The organism is Syntrophorhabdaceae bacterium (assembly GCA_028713955.1).
Classification (GTDB): domain Bacteria; phylum Desulfobacterota; class Syntrophorhabdia; order Syntrophorhabdales; family Syntrophorhabdaceae; genus UBA5609.
Genome location: JAQTNJ010000012.1, coordinates 9,591 through 34,591, shown reverse-complemented (window position 1 = coordinate 34,591; position 25,001 = coordinate 9,591). Strand labels below are relative to the sequence as shown.

19 protein-coding genes are annotated in these 25,001 nt (G+C 46.0%); 10 read left to right on the top strand and 9 right to left on the bottom strand.

Annotation, left to right across the window (positions count from 1 at the left end; all coding sequences use genetic code 11):
* The first annotated feature begins 423 nt into the window (after positions 1-423).
* Positions 424-807 carry an IS110 family transposase gene (locus PHU49_02350; protein ID MDD5242835.1) on the top strand — a complete coding sequence of 128 codons (384 nt, stop codon included), beginning with the start codon at positions 424-426 and terminating at the stop codon, positions 805-807.
* 352 nt (positions 808-1,159) lie between these two features.
* Here PHU49_02350 and PHU49_02345 read toward each other — a convergent pair whose 3' ends face one another.
* From PHU49_02345 to PHU49_02320, 6 genes are all read right to left on the bottom strand, one after another.
* Positions 1,160-3,964, bottom strand: coding sequence for an NB-ARC domain-containing protein (locus PHU49_02345; GenBank protein MDD5242834.1), 2,805 nt, complete (start codon positions 3,962-3,964; stop codon positions 1,160-1,162).
* A 556-nt stretch (positions 3,965-4,520) separates the two neighbouring features.
* Entirely contained in the window at positions 4,521-5,573 is a 1,053-nt protein-coding gene (locus tag PHU49_02340; GenBank protein MDD5242833.1) for an endonuclease NucS, read from the bottom strand.
* Between the two features lie 356 nt (positions 5,574-5,929).
* Positions 5,930-6,643, bottom strand: a complete 714-nt coding sequence (locus PHU49_02335) for a HEPN domain-containing protein (protein MDD5242832.1) — start codon at positions 6,641-6,643, stop codon at positions 5,930-5,932.
* Between the two features lie 6 nt (positions 6,644-6,649).
* On the bottom strand, positions 6,650-7,768 hold the full coding sequence (locus PHU49_02330; protein MDD5242831.1) for a DUF262 domain-containing protein: 1,119 nt from the start codon (positions 7,766-7,768) through the stop codon (positions 6,650-6,652).
* Positions 7,769-8,202: 434 nt separating this feature from the next.
* Positions 8,203-9,375, bottom strand: a complete 1,173-nt coding sequence (locus PHU49_02325) for a serine/threonine-protein kinase (protein ID MDD5242830.1) — start codon at positions 9,373-9,375, stop codon at positions 8,203-8,205.
* A 555-nt stretch (positions 9,376-9,930) separates the two neighbouring features.
* Entirely contained in the window at positions 9,931-11,133 is a 1,203-nt protein-coding gene (locus PHU49_02320) for a Xaa-Pro peptidase family protein (GenBank protein ID MDD5242829.1), read from the bottom strand.
* A 187-nt stretch (positions 11,134-11,320) separates the two neighbouring features.
* Between PHU49_02320 and PHU49_02315 the strand changes: the two genes are divergently transcribed.
* The 8 genes from PHU49_02315 to PHU49_02280 all read left to right on the top strand — a co-directional run bounded on the left by PHU49_02315 (position 11,321) and on the right by PHU49_02280 (position 19,968).
* Positions 11,321-13,369, top strand: a complete 2,049-nt coding sequence (locus PHU49_02315) for an acetate--CoA ligase family protein (protein MDD5242828.1) — start codon at positions 11,321-11,323, stop codon at positions 13,367-13,369.
* Between the two features lie 37 nt (positions 13,370-13,406).
* Entirely contained in the window at positions 13,407-13,832 is a 426-nt protein-coding gene (locus PHU49_02310) for a VOC family protein (protein MDD5242827.1), read from the top strand.
* Between the two features lie 83 nt (positions 13,833-13,915).
* Positions 13,916-14,416 (top strand): pentapeptide repeat-containing protein, encoded by a 501-nt coding sequence (locus PHU49_02305; protein ID MDD5242826.1) that lies wholly within the window; start codon positions 13,916-13,918, stop codon positions 14,414-14,416.
* 236 nt (positions 14,417-14,652) lie between these two features.
* Complete coding sequence (locus PHU49_02300) at positions 14,653-16,008, top strand: hypothetical protein (GenBank protein MDD5242825.1); 1,356 nt, start codon at positions 14,653-14,655, stop codon at positions 16,006-16,008.
* 276 nt (positions 16,009-16,284) lie between these two features.
* On the top strand, positions 16,285-16,452 hold the full coding sequence (locus PHU49_02295) for a hypothetical protein (GenBank protein MDD5242824.1): 168 nt from the start codon (positions 16,285-16,287) through the stop codon (positions 16,450-16,452).
* Between the two features lie 151 nt (positions 16,453-16,603).
* Positions 16,604-17,605 (top strand): hypothetical protein, encoded by a 1,002-nt coding sequence (locus tag PHU49_02290; protein MDD5242823.1) that lies wholly within the window; start codon positions 16,604-16,606, stop codon positions 17,603-17,605.
* A 203-nt stretch (positions 17,606-17,808) separates the two neighbouring features.
* Positions 17,809-18,489 carry a PAS domain S-box protein gene (locus tag PHU49_02285; GenBank protein MDD5242822.1) on the top strand — a complete coding sequence of 227 codons (681 nt, stop codon included), beginning with the start codon at positions 17,809-17,811 and terminating at the stop codon, positions 18,487-18,489.
* Positions 18,490-18,669: 180 nt separating this feature from the next.
* On the top strand, positions 18,670-19,968 hold the full coding sequence (locus PHU49_02280) for a nucleoside transporter C-terminal domain-containing protein (GenBank protein MDD5242821.1): 1,299 nt from the start codon (positions 18,670-18,672) through the stop codon (positions 19,966-19,968).
* A gap of 80 nt (positions 19,969-20,048) precedes the next feature.
* Here the strand turns inward: PHU49_02280 and PHU49_02275 are convergent, their stop codons facing one another.
* The 3 genes from PHU49_02275 to cooS form a co-directional block, all read right to left on the bottom strand.
* Positions 20,049-21,032 (bottom strand): methyltransferase, encoded by a 984-nt coding sequence (locus PHU49_02275; GenBank protein ID MDD5242820.1) that lies wholly within the window; start codon positions 21,030-21,032, stop codon positions 20,049-20,051.
* 174 nt (positions 21,033-21,206) lie between these two features.
* Entirely contained in the window at positions 21,207-22,463 is a 1,257-nt protein-coding gene (locus PHU49_02270) for an MFS transporter (GenBank protein ID MDD5242819.1), read from the bottom strand.
* A gap of 253 nt (positions 22,464-22,716) precedes the next feature.
* Positions 22,717-24,618, bottom strand: coding sequence for an anaerobic carbon-monoxide dehydrogenase catalytic subunit (gene cooS, locus PHU49_02265; GenBank protein MDD5242818.1), 1,902 nt, complete (start codon positions 24,616-24,618; stop codon positions 22,717-22,719).
* 199 nt (positions 24,619-24,817) lie between these two features.
* Here cooS and PHU49_02260 point away from each other — a divergent pair.
* Positions 24,818-25,001: hypothetical protein (locus PHU49_02260; GenBank protein MDD5242817.1), on the top strand; the 184-nt coding region annotated here is incomplete at its 3' end.

The window sequence follows — 25,001 nt, the reverse complement described above, 5'->3', positions numbered from 1 at the left end:
ATCTTCTTACCGAGAAGGAGATTATACAGGGAGAGGAACTGAGAAAGATGTTATCCGACTACGCACCGGGAAGAGCCGCGAAAGGGGCATAGGAGAGGAGGCTATGTTGTAACATTGCACAACGACGTTGTCTTCTTGGTCGACGTGGACGATACGCTGTTTATAGTATTTTTATTACAATAGATGGGGGCAGGTCAGCCACAGACTTCTTTTTACTCAGATGCAACAAATTCGGTAGAGCCAATGGGGTCAAATCTTTATCCTTGACTCAGACGATCTTCGAGACACCGTGAGACCGTGAGGGACGTAGTTGACTAACTTGACTTATCCTATTTTTCCACATGGTCCTCTTTTTTTTGCATACCGGCAATAGAAAGTTAGTCACGTTAGTCAACTACGTCCCTCAGAGCCATTTCTGTATCCATACCCGGTTTTGGTCCTGAGATCTCCGCCATGGTTATCGGCGCCATCGGCAACCCCCACCGATTCGAGAATGCCCGGCAGGTCCTCAAGACGGCGGGGCTCGATCTCTCTTCCAGCCGCAGCGGCAAGAAGAGCGAGACGCCCTATAGTATCTCCAAGGGAGGGAAGGCTCATCTCAGGTATGCCCTCTATCAGGCAGCACGGATTGCATCCACACGCAACAGATGCTTCATGCAATACTTCGCGAATACACTCACCGGCAGGCAGCGGGAAAGGGGTATTGTAACGAAGATGCGGGTCAAACTGGCGGCCAAGATGCTCGTCATCGCCTGGACGCTCATGAAAAAGAAGGAGGTATTTGATCCGGGATACATAACGATCTGAAGGAGTGACAGACCACGTGGCGGGAGAGCCCGATCAACTACGTAGAGGCGATTGTGACCTCGTCGGGGACAATATATGGGCCTCTCACCAAGATCATGCAACCCGGATAAAGGATGATAGGCGACCTTCAAGTGTATGCCGGATACTGATAACGATGAGGTGCGGATCTGTTGTGTGGTGAGATACCCGCCAGAGTGAAAGAACAGTGAGGGTGCAACAGAAGACCCGACAGGAGAGGTGCGTCATGAAAAGGAAGGGTGTCGTGCACGAGTTGATATTATTGGATATTTACTTTTTACTTGACGGGAGGATTATAGGATGTCCCCACTGCCGAACGTACCTTAATTACTAATTAATTACTAATGTTTTTCTCATCCTTAATAAGTCTTGCTTTTTTTGCTTCAGGCCCCTTTACCGTGTTTTCTAAAACAAAAGTGAAGGAAGAACCGACCATATTAATAAATTCTTCAGAAGATATTCTTGGAAATATCTGTGAAATATGCAAGAAAATGGTGTGCCCTGTTTTTTCATCGATTTCAACAAAACCATAGTCTCCTTTCATTGCCACATTACATAACTTACCTTTTTTTCTTTCTTCACAAAATTCAGTTTCTAATATTTTATATTTGTTAAAAAAACTACTGTTTGGGTATAAACTCTTTTTCCCCAGATTAAGGTAATATTTGGCTTCATCAATTTTATCAGAGTACAAAAATGTTTTTGCAAGATAATAGCAACATGCTTCATTTAATTTTCTTTCCTTTTCTTGCTCTGGGTTCTCTTTGATTACCTTATTAAAGAACGGCATCGCTTTATTAATGCCTTCTGAGTATAATAAGAATGTGGCGAATTCTCTACAAACTTCCAAAAAAGTATTATGGGCTCTTATATCTTCGCCTAACTCCATTGCTTTAGAAGAATAGATGAAAGCATCCTCTAATTTTCTAAATGCTTCTTCTCGTAGTTTTTCATGTATGAAGAATTCGGCCCATCTTCTATAGTTATCTGCGAGGGCTGTGTAACAAATCAACTCGTCCCTTTTAGGCCCTTTTTGTCCTTGTAGCAGGGCCTTATGGAGCAGCTTATCGGCTTCATCATAATTTCCCCTCCTTTTTTCCACTTCACCAAGGCTACCAAGAATATGCCCATCATCGGGTGATAGCGAAGCCGCTCTTTTTAGATATTCATATGATCGATCAAATCTCTGCCACTTTTTTTCAATGTTACCCCAAGTCAACCACAATTTTGAATCGCTTGGGTCTAATTTCGTAGCTTGCTGCATTAACTCCAAGGCTTTTTCATAGAAGCCTGCATCACTTTCCATGTTTGCCCAGTTCCTGTAAATTGGAGGGAAATTAGGTGCAATTTGTGTAGCTCTTTTGAATGCATTAACGGCACCGTCATAATTATTCCCCTGATATTTTTGATACGCCGTTATAGCCCAAGTCGCTGCCACTTTTTCTTCCTCGCTTTCAGCCCCCATGTCGCGCAACGAATAACGGTATTGCGTACCAGCTCTTTCAGCTTCTTCAATTAGATTTTGTACCATTTCCGTTCTGTTCATTATGCCTCTATGAATTTCAGGATTGGATTTGAGTTTGGATTGGATATAGTTTTTTGTTAAGTGAAGCAATTCATATCTAGTCTCAATGGTGTCATCAGAAGATTTAATTTGATTTGGCACAACGAGGGAAGCTATCGTTAGGTCTCTTAATGCATTATCCAACTCTTCGGGCGCGAGATTTGATACATGAGATAATACACCCCTCAGTAACGGTTTGTCATTTACGGCAAGGGCATACAACACCATTCTCGCATTATTGTCGAGAAGTTTATCGAATATGTTTTCGAAACAAAACCTTGCAACATCGCCCTTAGATGACGTTAAATCGCCAATGGCCATATTTATATCTTTGCCAATTGCAACTTGGCCAACCACCCATTTTATAGCTAATGGATACCTTGATATTTTGTTAACGTACTTCAATAAAACATCATCTGAAAATTGCGCCAACCTATCGGCTCCTTTTTCTCGTGCGACAGTACGAAGTAAAGTAATGGCATCTTTGTTGTTCATTTCTTTAAGGGGGTATCTCCTTTCTACCTCTCCTAAACCTAAACGACTCGTGATTAAAATTTTATTTGGAGATGGGAGGCCATCTTTGATAAATTCGACAACCCTTTCATCGCGTATTGTTTCAAGATTATCAACCACTATTAGAATTCCTTTATCTCCAACGCGTAGAATAATCTCAACAGCTTCTTCTTTTTCTTTGATAGGTTTTACAAGACAATCTATCCAACCGAAAGTCTCTAAGATAGCGTCGAGAAGGCTTTCATAGTTTCGTAATGTTGGTTCAATTGGCTCAATTCCTGTAGTAGTTAATTTTTCTTCTTTAGCACTAACCCAAACTAACCCATCAAACGGCAAACTCTCATTGTTAAGCAGATTTTGACAAATCTGGTGAACAAGAGCTGTTTTTCCAACACCACCTGCGCCTGAAATTGTTATCACCCTATGAAGGTTGCCAAGAATAAGCGCTGTTGTCTTATTTAAATCTTCTTTTCGTCCAATAAAACCTCCATCAGGATCATAATCTCCTGAGGGGAGATTTGTAATATGAGCAAAGTCAGGCTTATCTTCATAAATAAAAAAACTGGGTGGTATACGAATTATGATCTTATCGGGATTGGTCTTAATACAGTTCAAAGTTTCTCGTAAATCTTTTCCTGCGATGCCAAGTATAGAAATAAAACTATCCGCAATCTCTATTAATAAATCTAAGTCGATAGCAGAAAAATTTCTTTTAACATGAGCAATTTTATTCCTAATGTCATATAGCTTTATAAACTTATCTTTGAAATCCTCTACAGACATAAGCGCTTGTGGAATAAAATTTGACATTGTTTTTTTATATCCCACAATTTCCACAAGATCGGGTATGTCTGTTTCATCCAATAACATCAAGGGGTCATCAATCTCTTTGGGTGATACAAAAGATAACTTCTCTTTTGTTTTATCCCATATCCCTTGGGGTATCGATGAATACCATTCACTACCATACAAATTTAATAACTTCCCCTTGATCCAGAAACGGAGAGACTCTTCCAACCTTGAATAAATTGAATAGCCTATATCTTTTCTAGTAATTTGCATTGCTCCCTCCACACTAATTACAAGCTTCCTTTTCACAAGAATGTTTTATCGTATATAGACCAACTCTTATATGCGGTATTACCTAATTTTGTAGATAATATTAATTAGCTACCACTATTTCATAAATTATTGTTTTAATAAGATTTCTATATCCTCCTATTTTAGTTATTTTGCTGTTATTTCAACTATTTTACAAGTGAAAACTATTTAATAGTTACTGAATATCGGTTGAAATGTTTCATATTGAAAGGGAATAGCAAATCCTCGACTTCAGGAAGAAGCCCTTAGCCATAAAACTTTATAAAGAACCGAAAAAATCTATTGCTTGGAACTATAGAAAAAGAGTTTTTGGGGAATTGCTGTCTAGGCCTACTTATCGAGCATACGAGCCACTACAAAAAGTTGCATATTATGGAATGATATTTTGTACCTTTTGTGAACTCTTAGATGTCCAGCAAATCTATTATTTTTTGGTACAGCAGATGTTCATGCCACCTCCGACAGAATAATCAGAAAAACTTTTCCGGTTCCATCGACCACCCTCATGGATTTTTACCTATTCAGTTTTGACATCAAACTTTTGATTTAGAAAGTCCAAGGTTTTCTCATCTCTCAGCTTACATACAATGTTTTGATTGGCAAAAGCACCTTTGAACGACTTTGCTTCAGATTTTGGAAAAGATTTGATCCATTTTGTACCGACCAAGTAGTCAAGTCTTTCAGGATCATTTAAGTTTTTTTCAAACTGTGGAGACTCCTTTAGTTGAAGCGAGAGAAGAGCCTTGTTCGTTTTTCCATCTATAAACTCAGCAACCGATACAACTTCTTTGACGACTTCACCATACCCGACATATCCGGAGCCCTTAAGATAAGCGAAGATTTTGTCGCCTATTTTTAATTTTTGTAATGGATCGCTGTACTTCTTCCCTCCCCCGGCACTTACGAATCCATGCTGACGGCAGTCCTCCCAGTTTTCATCAATATTTACATACCAAAAACCAGACCACGGCCCTTTCCTTCGCGATTCAGTTTTATCTTCGATTATCTGGGGATCGATTAGCCAAGAACGTCCCAGTAGTTCCTCATTATCGTTTTTAAAATAAGTAAAAAAGACAACATTGATATCAACCCCGAATTTATCTGATAAGTACTGAACAATCCTTTCAGATGCTGCATCGATCTCTGAAGCTACTATCACCATTCGTTGCTCTGTGTTAATGGTTTCAGGCAGGTCTATGCCGAAATGCTCTCTGAATGTCACCTCCAGCCCTGTGGTCAAAAATTCATTTGCTATTGCCTCAACTTGCGAGAGATTAAGTTCCTTGACCCATGTAGCATAATCGAGAACCTGTGAAACAATATCTCGCGGTGTCTTATCCTTCTTTAATTCGATGATGATAAGGTTGCCGGTTTGGTCAATGGCAAGCAAATCTATCCTGCCGCCAAATCCTGTTTGGACCTGCCTGCCGAAAATTAAGACATTTAGTCCCAATAGGGAACTGTCGCGAACTATCCAATCCTCTAACCTGTCTTCTCGATCCAGTTTACCACTGGCGCAAACGTTTAGCTTATTTCCTTGAATTTTCCATAGCCTCATTGTTATTGCCATAGATTAACTCCTTCAATCTCTTTCATAATATCCCCTCTCCACATTATTATAAAACTTCCCAATCATTACAACAATAATTTTAAAAACCAATTTATTCATTTCCAATGGTAATTAGTTATCAAAGACAATATCTTAAAAAATCTCTTTCATGAAGAAGCAGATACTTTCCTTCACCTACTATTAAATAGATTTAGTTAAATTAAATGTTAAGGATTGCCGATGGAAGTGAAGTATAACACCAATGTCAGCCCAGCAGTTTAATCTGTCGGATAAATTTGGTTGTTATGGTCTGCTATACAACAGATATTATTTAACTTTTCTGGTTCTTTGGTCTTCCATTAATTCGACGAACTGTTCTATGGAGAATATGATTTCCGGATTTTGTTTATTTTACTTTTTATTTCACCGTCGATAAGTTTTGCCAGTATCCTTACAAATTTGATGGATTCTTTCAGTTGTTGTCGGCTTATACCTAATGCACTTGCAGTATGAGCAACAACATGTCTTCGATTGACTATCTCGTTGAGTTTGTCAACTAAGAAGGTAGCTGCTATTGGTTTACCCCATTTTTTTTCAAATCTTAATTTGATTACGGCAAATATGTCACTTACGTCTAAAGATTTTAAAAGGCTTTTGACGGTAGCTGCGTTTGGGTTTGCGCCAGTGTTATTAAAAGCTAAAGGGTTAATTATGTCTGAAACGATACTCGCGCAAGCCTTGTGTATGTCAACAAGTCGATCCTTTTTAGGCGGTGCTTCCTGGAAAGGTGGGCCTTTCATGGCGAGGTCTAAAGTTTTGTAAACATTTGTAATCCTCATGTTATCGGGAAGAGACGTCCATGGTACGAACGGTGTTTTTGTTAAGTCTGACACATGTTCTTCCATGGAATCCCGTAGGAAACGCTCCAAGGCAGCTACAACCATAACAACAACTCCAGCCCTCAAACCCTCAACCGCTTTCTGCTCCTTCGTTCTGGGTGGGCCGGGATAGTACGCCTTCTCTATTTTTAGAAGCTCCTCCGCTATCGCAATAGACTCTCCGAACGCTTTATACGCAAACGAACTTGACATAGCCTCTCATTCTGTAATGCTTTGTTGCAGCATTGATGTAAGTTTAGAAACACGGGTACGAAAATTCCCTATATTGTTTGTGGCAGCACTTATAGATTTTCTGAATTCTTCATCAAGAAACGCTTCTTTCAGACCCATAACGATCCTTTCTTGTTTCTGTGCAACAGCTGCTGGGGCCAATCCTCTTGCAGCAAACATCTCTGCATCATACAATGAAGCCAATATTTGTCCTCTCCACGCCTGCTTTTCGGGAATCCATCTTTGAAACGCAAAATCACCAAAAGCATTTTTTACTACATCAATGGTATTAAAAAAATCAGCTCTGAGTTCTGCAATATTTTCGGGAGAAGCATATTGATGTTCTTCCATATACTTATCCATTAGCCGCTTCATGCTGCCCTTGAAATTGAGCCATACATCCTTAAAAGTAAAATATCGCAGAACAAATTCAGCGTCCCTCATTTCTTGGTATAGTACAGACTTATTCTTGTTCTTAATCCCAAGCAGTTGATGAAATAGCTTGTTCTCGGATAATTCCAAGATTAAATCGTTTAGTAGTCCAGGGTACGTACTATTCCGTATCTCCTGAGGATTGAGATTAACGCCACCAGTGTTTAACCGTTTGAATACCTCGAATTTCACATCAACATCAGATTGATGAAGAATTATGATGGCTCTCAAGGTCGGCCTCGTCTTTATTATTGATTGGAGCCTCTTTGGCAGTAAATCAATAGTCATATTGTTGATGTCGGAGAAAATCTCCAAGCCTTTCAACTCAAGCTTACCACTAAAGAAGTCTGTGATTGCGATTAAACGTTGTTTTCCATCTATCACAGAGTATTTTCCATAAATATCCTCATTTAAAAAAACAGGTGGTACAGGCACGTTCATAAGAAATGATTCAATCAACTTTGATTGTCTTTGGCTATCCCAGCGAAAGCGACGTTGATATTTTGGAGACAAATCGATTGTTCCATCCTTAACCAATTGCGATAAAGTGTTGAGGTTATAGTCGACAACACTTGTAACCAATTCTTTCTGTTTTTTTTCCCAAAAGTCTAATGGGTCTCCTTCTATAAAATCAAGAACAGAATCGGACTCTTCCATTTCCCTTTTTGTTGTCATAAGAATAATCCCCCTTGTAAATTTATCATACTCCGGTATGATTGCCGGGTAAGGCTATTGAACTCAAAGCTTTAAAAATAGACGGGTTGCTTTGATCCCCTTTAATAATTTCCCGTAATTAAAAAGAAACCGTACTTATCTTGTTAATCCCTATTGTACCCGTTTTTTTGTTATTCTCTCGTTATTTCACAAACTTGTCAAGGTGTTTTTGTTTCACGGACAATGGTGAATGCCGCTTGAAATGTTGTATATTTCGAAAACCGTTACAACGCTTTCTTTCAGGAAGTACATCGCAGAAATGAGCCTTTGAATCGAATCAATCTTAAAAATTGCTTGCTTCACCTATTAAAAATAAATGAGTTATCAAGAATTACCAGTTGAAACCTGCAGCGCAAAAAAACAACTTGAAACAGCTTGTTTCCTCCTCCACTACTTTACTGCCAGGCTTTCGGAAGATCCTCGTTGGGCCAATAGAACAGCTGGACATGGCCACAATGACTGCACGAGAAGATTTTGAATGATTTTATCCCTCTCGGTGACAAGCCAAAATTTTCAATCTCAGATTGATCGTTGTCAGTAATGATTTTATAGTTGCCTATTCCACATACTTTACAATTTCTAACAATATCACTACCCGGACCATCGGCGTGTATGTCTGCGTACCATAGGTAATCATCTATTCTGTCGAGCAGTTCGGTGGCTGTTTGCAGGCAATTTTCTTCGCGTTCCACAATGCACTGCTTAAATAAGGCATTTATAAAAGAAATTGAACGAGCTTTTGGGAATTTGCGGATTAGATTATGCTCGGGGTGATCAAAATACCACAAGGGGAGTACTGGGGTATCTGATATCATCCGCCATAGGACTTTGCCAAGAGAAAAGACATCGAAAGAGGGTTTTACGTTTTCGATCCTATAACTATAAGCCCAAGCGGGCATCCAGTCTCGGCTGCCAACGTTTTCAAACGTATCTGAAAATCTTGTGTGGCTATCATTTTCAAAGAATACCAATCCGAAATCTCCGAGATTAAGATCTCCTTCGGGCCCGATAAATATGTTCTCGGGTTTTATGTCTCTATGAACTATACTTTTATTGTGTAATTCTGCTACAGCAGCGACCAAAGGACGAAAAGCTTTAAGAGCGTTAACGATATTTCCAGTAAAGGGATTTGGTCCTTTCAGAAAATCGCCAAGATTTCCTCGTGGGTAATACTTTGTTACTAGCCATTTTCCATCACTGTCATAATCAAGTATCTTCACTAAATTGGGATAAGATACTTTCGCCATTGCTTTTATTTCATTCCTAATGCGCTCATAGACCAACTTTGGATCTCTTGCATCTTCTGGTTGATGTAATACTTTTAATGCTCCATGATTCCGTTCATCCGCAATATCCACTATGTTTTTAAACATCTCTTTTACGGACTGAATTGTTTTTGACCTATCTTCCATGCTCATGTAATCGCTCAAATGTCGCAGATTGCTGGTTAGATCACCGATAAGGCCTGGCTTCAGGCCCATTTGATTTCGGTCATAAACCAAATAAACTTTACCCTGGCCGCCCTCACCTATTTTACGTACTATTTCCCATCTCTTATTGTAATCCATTTGAGCCCCCTTTTCAGATCGCCCCTTTGTTTCTGTTCCAGTCGTTATTTTTATCCAACTACGGCAACGGACTACTCATTCATCAATTTTAAAAACAATTCTCAACTTGGAATATAATTAATTTCGTTATGTTATTAAATCTTGTAACTTTCGTACCCATGAATCAATTCTCACGCAATCGTCAGTATATTTCAAGGAAAATTGTAGTCTTAGCAATCAAATGCCATTTGAAATCTTCATAGTTTCGAAAAACTTGCCAGATGAGCATTTCAGGAAGCAAGCATTGAGATGGGGGGAGATATTGTGGTGAGACATTAATCCGGATACGTCACGTAGAGCGAGAAGAATCAGGTTGAGGTTAAGGTCGAGGTTGAGGAGAACCGGAGTTTGCTTAACCTTGGCCTTGGCCTGCTTTTTGGGGGAATAGCTCGACACCGATGCTCATCCTGATGGAAGATCCGGGATTAATAAAATTGATTATTACCATGAATTAGTTAATAAAGCTATGTCCCAAATCCCTGGAAAGAGGAAACGCGAATGTGAGTACAATTGGCATTACACGTATATTATATCAACCGAATTCCCTGTTATCCGTTCAAGACCGTGCGGCCTTACGATGAAATCAAGCTCGATCCCTATTGCCCCATGCGGCGGTAAAACAAATTTCGGCTCAAAGGCAAATACCATGCCCTCTTTAAGGATCTTGCCATGTCTGGCCGTAATGACAGGCAGCTCATTTATTTCAAGGCCAAGACCGTGGCCGATAAAGGAAACCTGCCCTTCCCCGCATCCCATGAAATAATCCTGGAGGTGTGCCTTCTCCGCGATACGATATGCCCGAGAGAATATGTCAACGCAATCGACTCCTTCTTTCGCATAGGATTGTATGTCTTCCATTATCTCCCGCGCGGCCTCATAGGGTTTCCTGAACATTTCCTTGAGTTCCCCCACCACAAAGACCCTTGTCTCATCGGTGATATAACCATTGTATCCGCCGCCATAGTCGATCGTGACAGGGACTCCTCTCTCCACCTTCTTGAGCGAAGAACCCTGCGGCACAGCCGGTGTTAATCCTGCCCCTCCGATCGGCACATCCGCGCAGGGTGTGACTGCACCGGTAAACCCGCACTGAACGGTAAGCGTAATCATTTCCTGGTTGATCCCGCGCATACGCAGGAACCCCTGGTGTCCGAGCTTTCTGCCTTCGGCCACGAGCGTCGCATCGATATAAAGCTCAGTGGCCCCTTCCCGGACCACATCTTTTGCCTTCGCGAACACGTGTGTGAGCATCTTGCCCGATTTCTTCAGCTGTTCGATCTCAAAGGGGCTTTTCACTTCCCTCAATTCCTTGATCGACGGGGATACATCGGCATAACGCTCAAAGCCGAGAACCTTTTTGAGTCTCTCAAAGGTAGACACCGGCAGGACATCAAGCTCCAGACCTGCCCTGCCGCTCAAAAGCCCGTTATGATCGAGCACCTTCCTGATCTCCTTATCGTTCTTAATGGGTATAATATCAAGGGGTGTCTCTATCTTTGCCCTTTCAATACTCTTCTCAACGAAAAACAAAGGCTCCTTATCAACGGGTATAACAAGGATCCCCTTTTGCATGCTGCCCGTAAAATAGAATCTGTCCACATTCTGAAAGATGATGCCGAAATCAATGTGGTTTTTTGCCATGAGGCGTCTAAGGCCGTCGATTCTCCCGTGTATGTCCTCTTTCGGAATTTTGTCAAATACCCATACGTGCTCAATCATATTTCCCGGACCTCCCTTACATATCCGACCCAACATCTAAAGATATTTAATGTAACGTATTACCTTACATGTTGATTTTCTAAGTTCTACTATAATTGCGGCAGATAAACAACCTCTTAGATATTCTTCATTGCAGAATGCAGCGATACGTAGTATATATGAAATATTTTTGATTTCTGGAGACTCTATGGAAACCATCTTTTTTCCTGAAAGCGTGGTAGTTTTCGGCGTCTCGAATTCTCCGGCCAATCAAGGCCGTATCATTGTAGAGAATCTGGATCGCTTCGGCTTTGCCGGAAAAATTTACCTTGTCGGTTCAAAGGCCGGCGTTCTGGCGGAGCGGCAGATATTCACTCATGTAGGCGAAATACCGGGTGTCCCGGAACTTGCCGTCATTCTTATTCCCGCCGGGGGACTGGCTCAGACCCTGGAGGCATGTGGAGAAAAGGGGATTGGCAATATCGTAATAGAAACGGCCGGTTTTTCCGAATTCAGTGAGGAACGGAAAGGGCTTGAGAAAGAGATACTTCGTATAGCCTCAAAATGGGGCATGAAGATCATCGGGCCAAACTGTGTGGGTATTGTAAACGTTGAAAACGGCCTCGCCCTTCCTTTTTACCCGCTTTTTCCCCATGTGGTCAAAAAAGGTCCGCTGTCAATAATCTCTCAGAGCGGAGGTCTCGTCCACGATATTATGGTGCTTTGCAATATTGAAAATATAGGAATGAACAAGATGGCGAGCATCGGGAACAAACTGGTCTGTGATGAGAACGACGTCCTTGAGTATCTGATCTCTGATCCTGCGACCGGTATTGTCGGATTATATCTGGAAAACATCCGTGACGGAAGAAGATTTATGAAACTGGCAGCCTCCACAGACAAACCAATCATCCTCCTGAAAGCAAACAGGAGTCCCGGCAGCAGGGAGATCGCCAGATTCCATACCTCGGCGCTGGCAGGCGATGATCTGGTTGTTGATAAAGCCATGAAACAGGCCGGTGTCCACCGTGTGCAAAACCTCAGGGAGATGGTGGATACCTTCAAGGCATTTTCTCTCCCGCCGCTTAAGGGGCCGCGGCTTGCCGTCATCGCCCGTTCCGGCGGGCATGCCGTATTGTCGGCGGACAGTGTCTATTTCCATGGTTTCCGGCTCGCATCGTTTTCCGGGCAGTTCTTTGACATGCTGTCGGAGAAAACAAAGGCCGGGATCATAAGGAGGACCAATCCCCTTGACCTTGGCGATGTCTTTGACTTCACTGTCTATTTCGAGATAACGGAATCAGCGCTCCTTGATCGGGATGTCGATGCCGTCCTCATCATTCATTCCTATGCGCTGGGTGTTGATCTTGAGCCTTCGAAGCAATTCATATCGGATTGCAAGGAATTATCACAAAAATATAAGAAGCCTGTTGTCTTTTGCACTATTGCCCACAAGGAAGACCGGCTTGCCCTGCAAGGGGCAACGGATTTCCCCCTGTTTACCCACGTCGATGACGCACTGACAGCTCTTTCAAAGGTCCTTGAGCATTCCAGGAGACAGGCCCGCCCGTCGCCTGAACACATTGATATCGGAAGGCATGAAGAAAGGCAAAGCGCGCCGTCCCGTCTGCCGCCGGGTATAACACCGGCAGATGAGATCTTCAATCTGCTCAGGGTATATGGTCTTTCAGTCGCAGACTACAGGGTAGTCGCAGATATCGATGAAGGGCTTAAAGCGGCACGGGATATCGGTTTCCCGGTAGCGCTGAAAACCGCCTCAACCCGGATATTGCACAAGACCGAAAGGGACGGGGTAATGCTGGACATCCCTGATGAGGTATCGCTTGAAAGTGCGTTCCGCGCCATGGAAGCCGATTCGTATCTTCTTCAGAAGATGGCGCCTCCCGGATGCGAGATCATCATCGGCGGCCGCAATGATCCTGAATTCGGTCCCATTATTCTTTGCGGACTCGGGGGGATCTTTGTTGAGATATATAAAGATATAGAGATCCGCGTAGCCCCCATTGACGAAAAGACCGCCCGGGAGATGATAGCGGAACTGAGCGGCGCTGATATCCTGAAAGGATTCAGGGGGAAAAAACCCTATGACGTTGATTATCTCGCCAATATTCTCGTCAATGTTTCCCGGCTCCTCTCGGAGCATAGCGAGATCAGAACCCTGGATATTAATCCCCTCATCCTTTTTGAAAAGGGCGGCGGCGGTATAGTGGTGGACGCGAAACTTGAGATCGAGTGAGCGAAAGACGGCAGACCTTTCCTGAAGGAGGGAGACCATGAAGACTAACAAGATCGACCATATATGCATAGCGGTGAAGGACCTCGATGCGGCGAGGAAGGTATGGGAGCCCGTCATGGGCAAATCGGAACCGGACGATTCCTATGTCGATGAGTCTGAAAAGATCCGCGTTGTGAGGTACTGGTTGGGAGGGATAGGGTTTGAGCTCATGGAATCGACTGTCCCCGACGGTCATGTCGCGAAATGGATAGAAAAGAACGGCGAAGGGGTGATGATCATCAGCTTCAACGTGGATAATACGAGAGAGGCCATAAAGGAGCTGGAGTCGAAGGATTATCCCTTCATCCCCGCCCCCGGAGGTGAAAAGACAAGGCCGTTCCGGGACTGTGAATTCGCCTTCATCCACCCGAAGAAGGTGAACAACGTACTCCTTGAACTGATCGACTACAAGTGGGATAAGTAACGGTACAACAATACTATCTTTTGTATGGCACGGGTATTACTTTCATAACATTCGTAATGAAAAATGGAATAGGAGAGAACAAAATGAAAACGATCATATTCATTCTTTGTACGGAAATGTTCTTTGGAACATTCATCATCCCCGGCAAAGCAACAGCATTCAATGTGGCGGATGTGCAAAAATTAAAGACCACAAATAGCTGTATACGCTGCGACCTGAGCGGGGCTGATCTGCACGGGTTAAACCTGAGCAGGGCTGATCTGAATGGGGCCGATCTGAATGGGGCAAATCTGAACGGGACATATCTGAACGGGGCGAATCTCCCCCGTGCAATCCTGTACAGGGCAAGCATAAGCGGGGCCAACCTGGGCGGGGCGGATCTGTTCAAGGCAGATCTGAGCGGGGCGAACCTGAACGGGGCAAAACTGAACGGGGCGAACCTGAGCTATGCACTCCTTTTCAATGCGAACCTGAACGGGGCGAACCTGAACGGGGCAGCCCTGTCCAATGCTCAACTGGATGGGGCAACATGGACCGACGGGTCAATATGCAAGCAAGGGTCTGTCGGGGAGTGCAAAAAATAGCCGCGAACTTCTTCCTGTTATACGTAACAAAATTGGCTGACCTTTAGACTGCTGTGGGTCATCATCTAACCTGCTTTTTCTCCAAAAAAAAGGAGGAAGAAAATGACCCAGATAACATCGACAACACACCTCACATTTTATGGCCAATATTTCATTGAAGTAAAAAACCAGATTTTATATAGTTTAACCATGCAGAAGCAATGTTTTACCAAAGAGGCGGAAGGTAGTTGCGAATAATGAAGACAAAAGCAGCAGTATTCTTGGTGTCACTTGTTCTGTCGTTTTTCTGGGGAATCGGCCACTCGTTTGCGGAGGAAGTGGATGCTCATGCGCCTTCGGTTCAGCCGTATTTTGTCGATTCACAATCGTCAAAGAGCAATGGAACTTGGGCGCAGGCCTTTCGTGGGCAGTTGAGCCGGGTAAAAGCGATGATTGCCGATGATAAACCAGTCAGCAAGCGTGACCTCTACGAATTGGGGCGCGCCTATATCCGAAAAAAACAGGAAGATCAACTTCTCGCGATCACCGCAACAGGATCAGCGACCTCAAGCGAACAGATCGTCTTGCTTAATCTCTATGAATTCTTTGAATACTGCAACCCCCTCGGATTGCCCCTGGGTGATGACGTCCCGGGTTTTGACTCTAATGTGCCATACAACGAGACGCTGCACAAGCGCTGGGATGGTATGCGCCAACAGTCTGTCCGCACAGCGGTGCGGATGTATGATTACGGTGATCGCATCTATGGCCCACAGGCATACGAGACCGGGCGTACGATCTTTCTATCCAAACTGCACAGCCTGACGCCTCCCCCGGACGATCTCGATTTGACCGCCCTGGAATGGACTGTGATGCGATCGAGCCTGCTGCTGATAAATTACTTGAATTCTCCCGGGGGACCCAACTTGAAATATGCCCCGGTTTTTCCGATAAAAAAGTTCGGCACCAAGCCCAAAGAAACGCGTTGGGCCAAGGTGCACAAAATCCTTGTCAAGAATGCCGGCCGCATCGGCATTGGTGACGGGTTTATCGATTTTATCCTCGGATCTCCATCGTCATGGCAGATCGTGTCAACGCGTTTACCTATGAATAAGGATCTGGAGAAAGCTTCGATAGATTTTGCCACCAATGTGAACAAGGGAATAACCAAAGCAGCTGCACTCTTTACAGATCTGAGCAACGCGGAGATTGAAGGTGACCGGTCGGCACTTTTTGCGAACCACTTTACTGGAGACGACTACGCCAATTTCCTGCCTCCCTCAATACGGGTAAATTTTCTGCGCTATGTCCGCACTCCCATGGAGCCCACCCCGGATATGCTGGCTAAGTCAATGTTAGGATTTGAGCATCATGGACGCACTTATGGTTTGGGCGGTTGGCAGGGCATTGCCAGGAAATATCTATCGACTCGGAAAAGAAATCCTACCCTTAGCGATTTTGAGAAATACCTGAAAAGTGAATTCGTTCTGCTTGAAGATGCCGCATTGGGCAAAGAGGCTGAGAAGCGGCTCGACTCCTTCCTCGACAAGCCTGATGGCGAGGCTTCCCTGGGGGTGTTCTTCTCGAAGATCAGCATTTTCTCGCTGATGTAGGTAAGAATTAATTACACCCTGGAGAACTGCCCCACCGGATGGAATTGGAACTCTGCGGTATACAGGCTTACATGTGTGAATGTCTTTGGGGGAATTAAGACTCAAAAGGTTTGCACCCATACTTTCTTTCAGAGAACGGTGAGAACCTTGAACGAGCTGTGCAGATACCATGACCTTTCCTGATGGGGTCAAATCTTTATCATTGACTTTGTCCTCTTTCTATCTACCGATGAATTGCTCCGGAAAGGATGTAAAAGCATAGCCCGCAGTATGGCCATGGAGCTTCTCCATAGACATGGCGGTATGAATGGAAGAGAGATCGGGGACCTTATGGGAGTCGACTACAGTGCCTTATCCGTTGTAAGGAAAAGACTCAGGGAATTATTGGCCTCCGACAAGAATGTGCTGCGCCTGATGAAGAAGATAGAAGACCGTCTGAGTTAAGGATAAAGATTTGACCCCATTGTTGCCCACAAAGAAAAGACCATTCATCGGAATTAGTTATTGATTGTATAATTCTATCACTATTGATAATATCCAAAAAAATACGTACTATGGTTAGACGTCGTCTAGGTTGTTTATCCGAGAGGTCTCGATGAAATCCTTAATGATGCTCATTCTTGACACATCCGCAGCGTTGCTGTCGCGGCTCGGTCGGCAAGGTACGCGCGCAGTCGCAGCGCTCGTTGTTATTGGTATCGCCATACCACCAATCGGCGCCCTACTTAAACCGTTTGTCACCGAGGCAGTCTTTGTGCTCTTGTGCATTGCCTTCCTTCGCATGGACACACGAGCGTTCGGTACCTACCTGAAACGCCCTGCCATAGTGCTTGCAGCGACAGCGTGGACATCCTTGGTAATCCCAACTTTGTTTGGCGTGAGCTGTCTCGCCTTCGATCTTAAAGATCAGTCACCCGAACTCTTTCTTGGGTTCATGCTGCAAGGAATTGCCTCGCCAATGATGGCAGCCCCTGCATTGGCCGCGTTGATGGGTCTTGATGCCACACTTGTACTCGTCACCTTAGTAACGAGTACGGCGCTGATTCCCTTTACGGCGCCCCTATTTGCCCACGTCTTTGTCGGGCCTGTGCTCACAATTACCCCACTGACACTCGGGACTAAGTTGTTTGCGATTCTCGCAGGTTCCGCTCTTGTCGGCTTAACTGTTCGCCGGATTACTGGCCTTGCTGCCATCGAGCGGCAGGAGGAAAGGATCAACGGCTTCAACATTCTTGCCCTTTTCGTCTTTGTGGCGGCTGTCATGGAAAATGTCGTCGCTCGCTTTCTCGCTGCGCCGATGATCACAATTGGTCTTGCTATGCTCGCCTTCGTGATATTCTTCGCAGTGCTTTTCCTAACTACTCTCCTTTTCACATTTACAGGCCGGGACCGCGCTCTTGCGCTTGGATTCATGACTTCGCAACGCAACATGGGGCTAATGCTGGCGGCGACTAGTGGGGCTTTACCCGACCTCACTTGGCTGTATTTCGCACTCTCTCAGTTTCCTATCTACCTTTCGCCGAATCTGCTCCAACCGCTGGCCCGACGGGTACTTTCCCGAGCACAGATTGTTAAGGGGCTACGGGAACATAAATGAAATATGGACATTTGGATGATACCGGAAGCGCCTTCATCATGGTTCATGCTTTCTTTTGGTAATTCCCACCCTTGGCTCTTTGAGCGTCTATTCGATTGTAGGTGACATTCGCGCTCCCTCAGTAACTTCCTGTAATTCTTAGATGTAAATTTTGGCGTAATAGTATATATATTAGTAAAAATAGTATTGTTTACGAAGATAATATGAAAGGCAAGGATAAGACAAAGAATCAGCGCAACAATGAAGGGATTGCCGAGTCGGAACAATCCAAATCCAAGCGCAAGCGAATCAAAGAAGCATTGCAGGAAAGCGAGAATCTTTTCAAGGACGTGTTTGAAAACCACGCCGCGGTTAAGCTGCTCATTGATCCCGATACCGGGAATATTCTCGATGCCAATAAGGTGGCGGTCGACTATTACGGGTGGTCGAAAGACCAACTCTGCCAGATGAAGATTCTGGACATCAATACGCTTCCCCCCGACGCCGTGAAGCGCGAAATGGAAAAAGCGAAGACGTTTCAACGTACCTACTTCGAGTTCCGCCATCGGCGGGCTGACGGTTCGATACGGGACGTGGCAGTATTCAGCAACAACATCGCCACCAAAGGTAAAGCTATCCTTCATTCCATTATTCACGACATTACTGACCGCAAAGAGATGGAAAAGGAACGAGATAAGCTCATTTTTGAACTCAGAGAAGCGCTTTCTCAGGTCAAGGTACTAAGTGGGTTGCTCCCCACGTGTGCTTATTGCAAAAAAATACGCAATGATAAAGGGGAATGGGAACAGATGGAGGTCTACATAAAAGAACATTCGGAAGCGAATTTTACCCATGGTATCTGCCCGGAGTGTAAGGCAAGATTGTATTCCGAAGAAAGTAAATGAATATTTATGTTCTTTGCTGATTTCATCCCGTAATCCGCAACCTTAATTTGAATGTCATATCGCAATGAAACCGTTCCGAGTCCGGGTGCCCGCTTGCGGGTGGGCGAGGGAAACAGTGCTCCTGCAAAAACAATTATATCTGCTTGTCAATTTTTCTATTAGTTGATATTGTATTTTCCTATGGGCATATACAATCTCGTATCGGCTTTCGGCATCTTGTTTTTCATTGGTTTTCTCTTTCTGTTTTCAAGGAGCAGGCGGCGTGTAAGCATCAGGGTCATCATCTGGGGAATGGCCCTCCAGATCGCCTTTGCCTTTTTTGTGTTCCTCCTGCCGGCAGGCACAAAGTTATTTCTTATTCTCAACGACGTAACGATGAATGTTATCGACAGTTCTTTCGAGGGCGCGAGGTTTCTCTTCGGACGTCTCGCCATCCCGCCGGGTATTAAGGATTCGCTCGGTTTTATCCTTGCCTTCCAGGCCCTGCCTTCGATCATCTTTTTTGCGGCGTTGATGGAACTTCTTTACCATATCGGGATAATGGAAAAAATCATCGGCATTTTTGCACGTATATTTGTCAAGGTTATGGGTATAAGCGGCGCTGAATCGCTTTGCGCGTCAGCGCAGATCTTTCTCGGGATCGAATCGAATCTCACGGTGCGACCTTATCTCAAAGAGATGACGCGATCTGAACTGATGGTGGTCCTCACAACGGGCATGGCAACGATCGCATCAAGCGTCCTCGGTTTTTATGTGATCATACTCGCGGGGATATTCCCCACCGTGGCCGGACACCTCATCTCCGCGTCGATCCTTCTCGCACCAGCGGCGATCGTGGCAAGCAAGATCGTGATCCCTGAAACCGGACAGCCGCTGACCCTCGGCAAGGTAGTGCACGTCGAGTATCAGAAGGCAACGAACGCCATCGAAGCGATCATCAACGGCTCCATGACCGGTGTCAGGATGGTGGTCGGGATCGGGGCGCTTCTCATCGCCTTTATAGGACTTACCGCGCTTGTTGACAGCGGGCTTATTGCCCTGGGCAGGCTTTTCGGCTCGATCCTGCATACAGGTATCGATATCACCCTCCATAACCTTTTGTCGTATCTCTTCTACCCTTTCACGCTCGCCATGGGCGTACCCCTGGAGGACGCATCGGCAATTGCCAGGATCGTCGGCGAAAGGATCATCGAGACCGAAGTAAAATCATATCAGGATCTGAGTGTCCTCGTGAAAGAGGGGAAGATAGTGTACGAGAGGAGTATCGTTATCGCGACTTACGCGCTGTGCGGGTTTGCCCATATACCCTCCCTCGCGATATTCGTCGGGGGCACATCGAGTATCGTGCCCGAACGGACAAAGGATATTGCTGTCCTCGGACTATGGGCGCTTCTTGCCTCGAATGTGGCATGTCTCATAACCGGCGCAGTAGCCGGCGTCTTCTATACCGGCGGAGGGGGGATGCTGTTCAACCCCTGAGAACAAGGTTAAGGCTGAGGTTTAGGCTAAGTAAAGACCTTTAGCTTGTTCCTGAACCTTAACCTCAACCTTAACCTGTTTTATCCTTTCGTTGCCTCCACTAAGCAGTCCATCTTCGGTCCGGTACGGAGTAATCTCACGCCGGCAAAACCTGCCTTTTCAAGGGCATCTCTCACCTCCCGGAAGGTGTAGGTGTCGCCGCTGTGCGTACCGACAAGCATGTTGAGTGCAAAGACCGTTCCCGCGGGCGGGTTGGTTCGTGATTCATCCATGATGTGGTCCCGGATAAGCAGAACCCCTCCCCGGACAAGTGCCCGGTGGACCTTTTTAAAGAGCGCGAGGTTTTGCTTCGGGTTGTTCTGATGGATGATCGCTGAGAGTAAGGCCAGATCGGCGCCTGCGGGCAGGGCATCCTTATAAAAATCTCCTGTTGCAAATTTTACTCGCCCGTGAAGCCCCTCTTTCCTCATCTGTTTTTTCGCGATGCCGATAACGTCAGGGAGGTCAAAGATTACGGCATTCATGCCGGGGTTCTTACGGAGGAAGGCGATCGTATATGTACCGGATGCGCCGCCGATATCAAGGAGTTGTTTGAACCGGGAGAGATCGTAAAAGTCGGCGATCTCCCGTGAAAGGTCCTTGCCTATCGCGTGCATTGCCCCGATAAAGGCCTTCATGTCCGCTTCGCTCCTTTGGGGGGATGATCTTTTCTTTCTGTTGCCTCCTTTTCTGACAACCTCGGTCAGCGAGCTCCAGTTGTCCCACAGGTGCCTGAAATGGTGAAGGAAGGGAAGCGCCGTCTCGGGGTGATATTTCGAGAGGTATATGCCAACCCCGGTGGGCTCATAAATGTCATAATCCTTTTTAAGGAGATCGAAGGCAACGAGACAGTCGAGGATCCTCGTTGTTGCTCTTGTATCCAGGCCAAGACTCGATGCGAGCTCAGCTGCCGTAGCCTTTCTTTTATGAAGATGAGAAAAAAGATCCAGCTCGGCAGCGGTGAGGATAATCCTCCCCTTCATGATGTTCCACATATCTGCGAGTATCGCTTCGTATCCTTCCATAAAGACTCCTTAGCAATTTGTTTTCTGTAAGATCTATTCTACAATAGCACCGTACTGTCTGCAACCAACAGATCAGAAAAGCAGGCTGAGGTTAAGGCTGAGGAAAAACGGGGTTAGCTTAACCTTAACCTGAACCTTAACCTGTTTTTTAGCTGATAGCTTTAAGCTGTATGGTTAAGAATCAGGTCCTTCTTTCGGGTATTTCACAAAAAAGAACAACAGGGCGGCGCATAACGCTGCTACCATTGCCCCTGTAAAGGGAATGCAAAAGGAACCCGTAATATCCCTTATATGTCCTCCAAGCCGGTTCGCAATGATCGCTCCACACCCATAAAAGAGGGTAAGTGCCCCTATGACGGTCCCCATAACCTCCTTGCGGAAATAATCCCCTCCGCAGGCGCCATACATGGGGAAGGTTGAACCGAAGAAGGCGCCGAGAAACCCGACGCTGACAAACAGCGAGATCTCGTTTGACCCTGAAAGAATGATGCAGGCTATGCTGATCGCTATGCATATATTGGAGAAGAGGATCGTCAAACGTCTTCCGATATAGTCTGATAATATCGGTACCGTGAGAACGCCTGCGATCTGACCCAGACCATGAATAGTGGCAAGGGACGAGGCCTTTCCGTAAACGAACCCCAGTTCATAGCGCGCAAAATCCACCAGGAATGTGAGGGTCATATAGAGTGAAGCGGCAATAAGAAGATAGGAAAAACCGATCAACCAGAAATTCGGGACGGTAATGATCCCGGCATAACCTATCTTTTGCTTTATGGCAGAAGGAGCAGCCTGGACAACGGTTGTGTCATCCTCCGGCGTGCCCCAGGGCGCGAGCCCTTCATCTTCAGGCTTGCTCCGGAGAAGGAAGGCATTGAGTATGACCAGGAAGAGTGCGGCAATACCGAGGATATACCAGCAGTATCGCCAACTCCATTGTGCCACGACGAAAGGATAAAATCTTCCCATCGTAGCAAAACCGAGCCCAAAACCTGTCGATAGGATGCCAAGGGCCATCCCTTTCTTTTTGATGAAAAACCAGCGCTGGACAAGGGTTATTATAGGTGTCCACATTGCCGCTCCCCCAATGCCGACGATCCCGTAAAAAAGGCATGCCTGCCAGAAATTCTGGACCGTACCCATGAGAAAAGTGCCGACCCCGAGGATGATACAAAAGAATGATATTACCCTTCGGGCGCCGAGGCGGTCCGTGAGGTAGCCGGTAAAGAGCGAGCAGATGACATATACAATGAAATATGCATTGAAGATGTCGCCGCCCTGCCTTCGGGTAAAACCCAGCGTCCTTATCATCTCCGGGAGCAGCACGCTGTATCCGAGACGTATCCCGTAGTTGATAAAAAGGTCAACAAAACAAACTGCAATGATAATCCATGCCCAGTGGACAGCTCTGCCGCGCATCGCATCAGTCATAATAAACCCTCCTTAGTAAGCTCATGGCTCATAGAAAATCGTATATCGTAGTTCGTATATCGTATATCGAGAGTGCAAAGAAAACACTTAGCCGTAATGCGTTCGGCGACAAAACCGGCTCATAATTCATGGCAACAGCAAGAATTTGTAGGCAACAAGCGGCGTGCACAAAAATCCCTTATTCCCCGGTCCTCTCTGTTTATTTTGTTTCGTTTCTGCCATCAGCTATGAGCTATCAGCTATGAGCCGCTGGCTATATTCCCAGTTTCTTCCTCTTCTCTTCTATGTGTGCGGCAATCCCGTCTACTGCCTTGACCGGGTCTTTCTCCACGTCCAGCTTGCCGCCCGTTATACCCGGACAATCCTCTGTCAGAAGTTTAACAAGATTGGGTCCTCCTGTCACCGTAGGCACAGGGTTGACATATGTGTAGAGACCAAGCGCGAGCGCGAATACCGCATCGATCGTTGCCTTCTGCTCCATGTATTCGGGAGCCACCGCCGCAACGGGCAGGTCAGGGATCGACACCCCTAACGCGAGAGATACCGCGGCAAGGAGGTCGCCAAGGCGACCCGTGTCGGTACATGTCCCATAGCTTAAGACGGGCGGCACACCAAGCGCCTCGCATACCTTTTTGAGGCCGCTCCCTGCCAGTTCCTTTGCTTCAGGGGTACACAGCCCGGCGACCTGCATGGCGGCATTGCCGCATCCCATGGAAAGGACAAGGATATCGCGCTTGATCAACTCCTTCGCAATGCGGACGCTGTGAACATCCTGCCCTGTGTCCCTTAATGACGTGCATGACACAAGCCCTGCTATACCACGTATTGAACCGGCCTGTATTGCGGCGAGAAGCGGCTTAAGGGTACCGCCGAGGGCATCAAGGATACTCTCCGTTGAGAAACCGACAACAGCCTCGCCTGTTGCAAGACCGACAACGGGCTCAACGGTTGCCCTCCGTTCCCGGAAATTGTCAACTGCCATTTGCAGGAGTGCCGCGGCCTGCTTTTCTGCCTCTTCAGGGATATAGTCGATCCTGTCCTGTACACCCTCGAACGCAACAAGCTGGCTGACAGGTATAAGCTTGAATCTGTATTTTTCAGCATAGAAGGGATCCACCGGCATGGAGCAGTTCATATCACACGCAAAAAGGTCAACAGCGCCGCTCGCGAGGACCGCCTCCTGCATGATCCAATTGCCGGTGAAACCGTAGAACACATCGTCCATCTCCCACCGCTGGATCATCTCCTGCCCTGTCTCGATATTGGCGATAACACGCAATCCCTTTGCGCCGACTGCCTTTGCCTTGTCCTGCCACTCCTGCTTCCGCGCAAGCTGCACCATGGCAAAGCCGAGGAAAGGCTCATGGCCGTTGGGCAGGACGTTCACGTAATCAGGATCGAGGACACCGAGGTCCACCCGCATTCTGTGCGGCCTCGGAACACCGAAGAGGATATCCTGGCAGTATTCGTTCACGATCTGGCTCTGATATGCCATGGCGATAGAAAGGCGCATCGCTTTCAGGGCAAGGCTCACGTAGTAACCATCAACGTTGGTAAGACATGAGCTTGTGGAAAACATCATCTCACCGTAGATCCCGCCGGGAAAGATCCCCAGTCTCTTCCATACCTCCTGCCTCTCTTTCGGGGCCAGGGTCTGCACGATATGGCTCGGCTCGTCATATTTCCTGTTGAAATCGGCCTCGCAGTAATTGCAAAACATTATTGCAAGCTCTTCGTCAGAAACCGCTGAGGGCATCCCGAAACGATCGGCAAAGGCGACGAGCTTTTCCGGTTCCCTGATGGTGAAGGGCGTCTTTCCGTTGGCCGTAGCCTTCAGTGTTTTTAAGGTCTGCTCCGTGTGGTAGTGATACGTCGATGCGCCCATGACGTTCCTGAGAAGCATCATCCGCATTGCCATCCCGTCACCCGTGATCCCGCAGACCCCGCGCTTGTCTTTCGCGACATCAGCACGGCACGGGCCATTGGAACAGAGATCACAGCGTACGCCTCCCTGGCAGAACGGGCACCTCTGGTCAGGGCTTGCGCCGAGGCCCTGCGCCTCGTAACGGTCCCAGATATTGTTCATCCCATCTTTTTTGATCCTCTCATAAACCTTACGGACTGACTCGTGATAAGAAATCCGGTCTCCTTCCATGGTTACCTCCCTTTAATACGGCTCATAGTTCATGGCTGATGGCTCATGGTTCACAACTGATGGCAAAACGCCCATACGTCATAAATCGTAAACAGTCTTACAACCAATTGTAATGGAGCGCTTGCTGTCCGTCAACCGAAAAACCGATCCATTTGCCTTGCAAAGGGGCATTATAAGCTGGTATTATCTTTCTAATACTATGGAATTATTTGACAATGGTATCCTACAGAAGGGTGACGCAGGGAAACCCCTCGCGGACAGGATGAGACCAAAGACGCTCGATGACTTTGTCGGGCAGGAACACCTCCTCGGTGACGGCAAGATACTGCGGCTTCTCATAGCAAAAAAGGATATACCGTCCATGATCCTCTGGGGACCGAGCG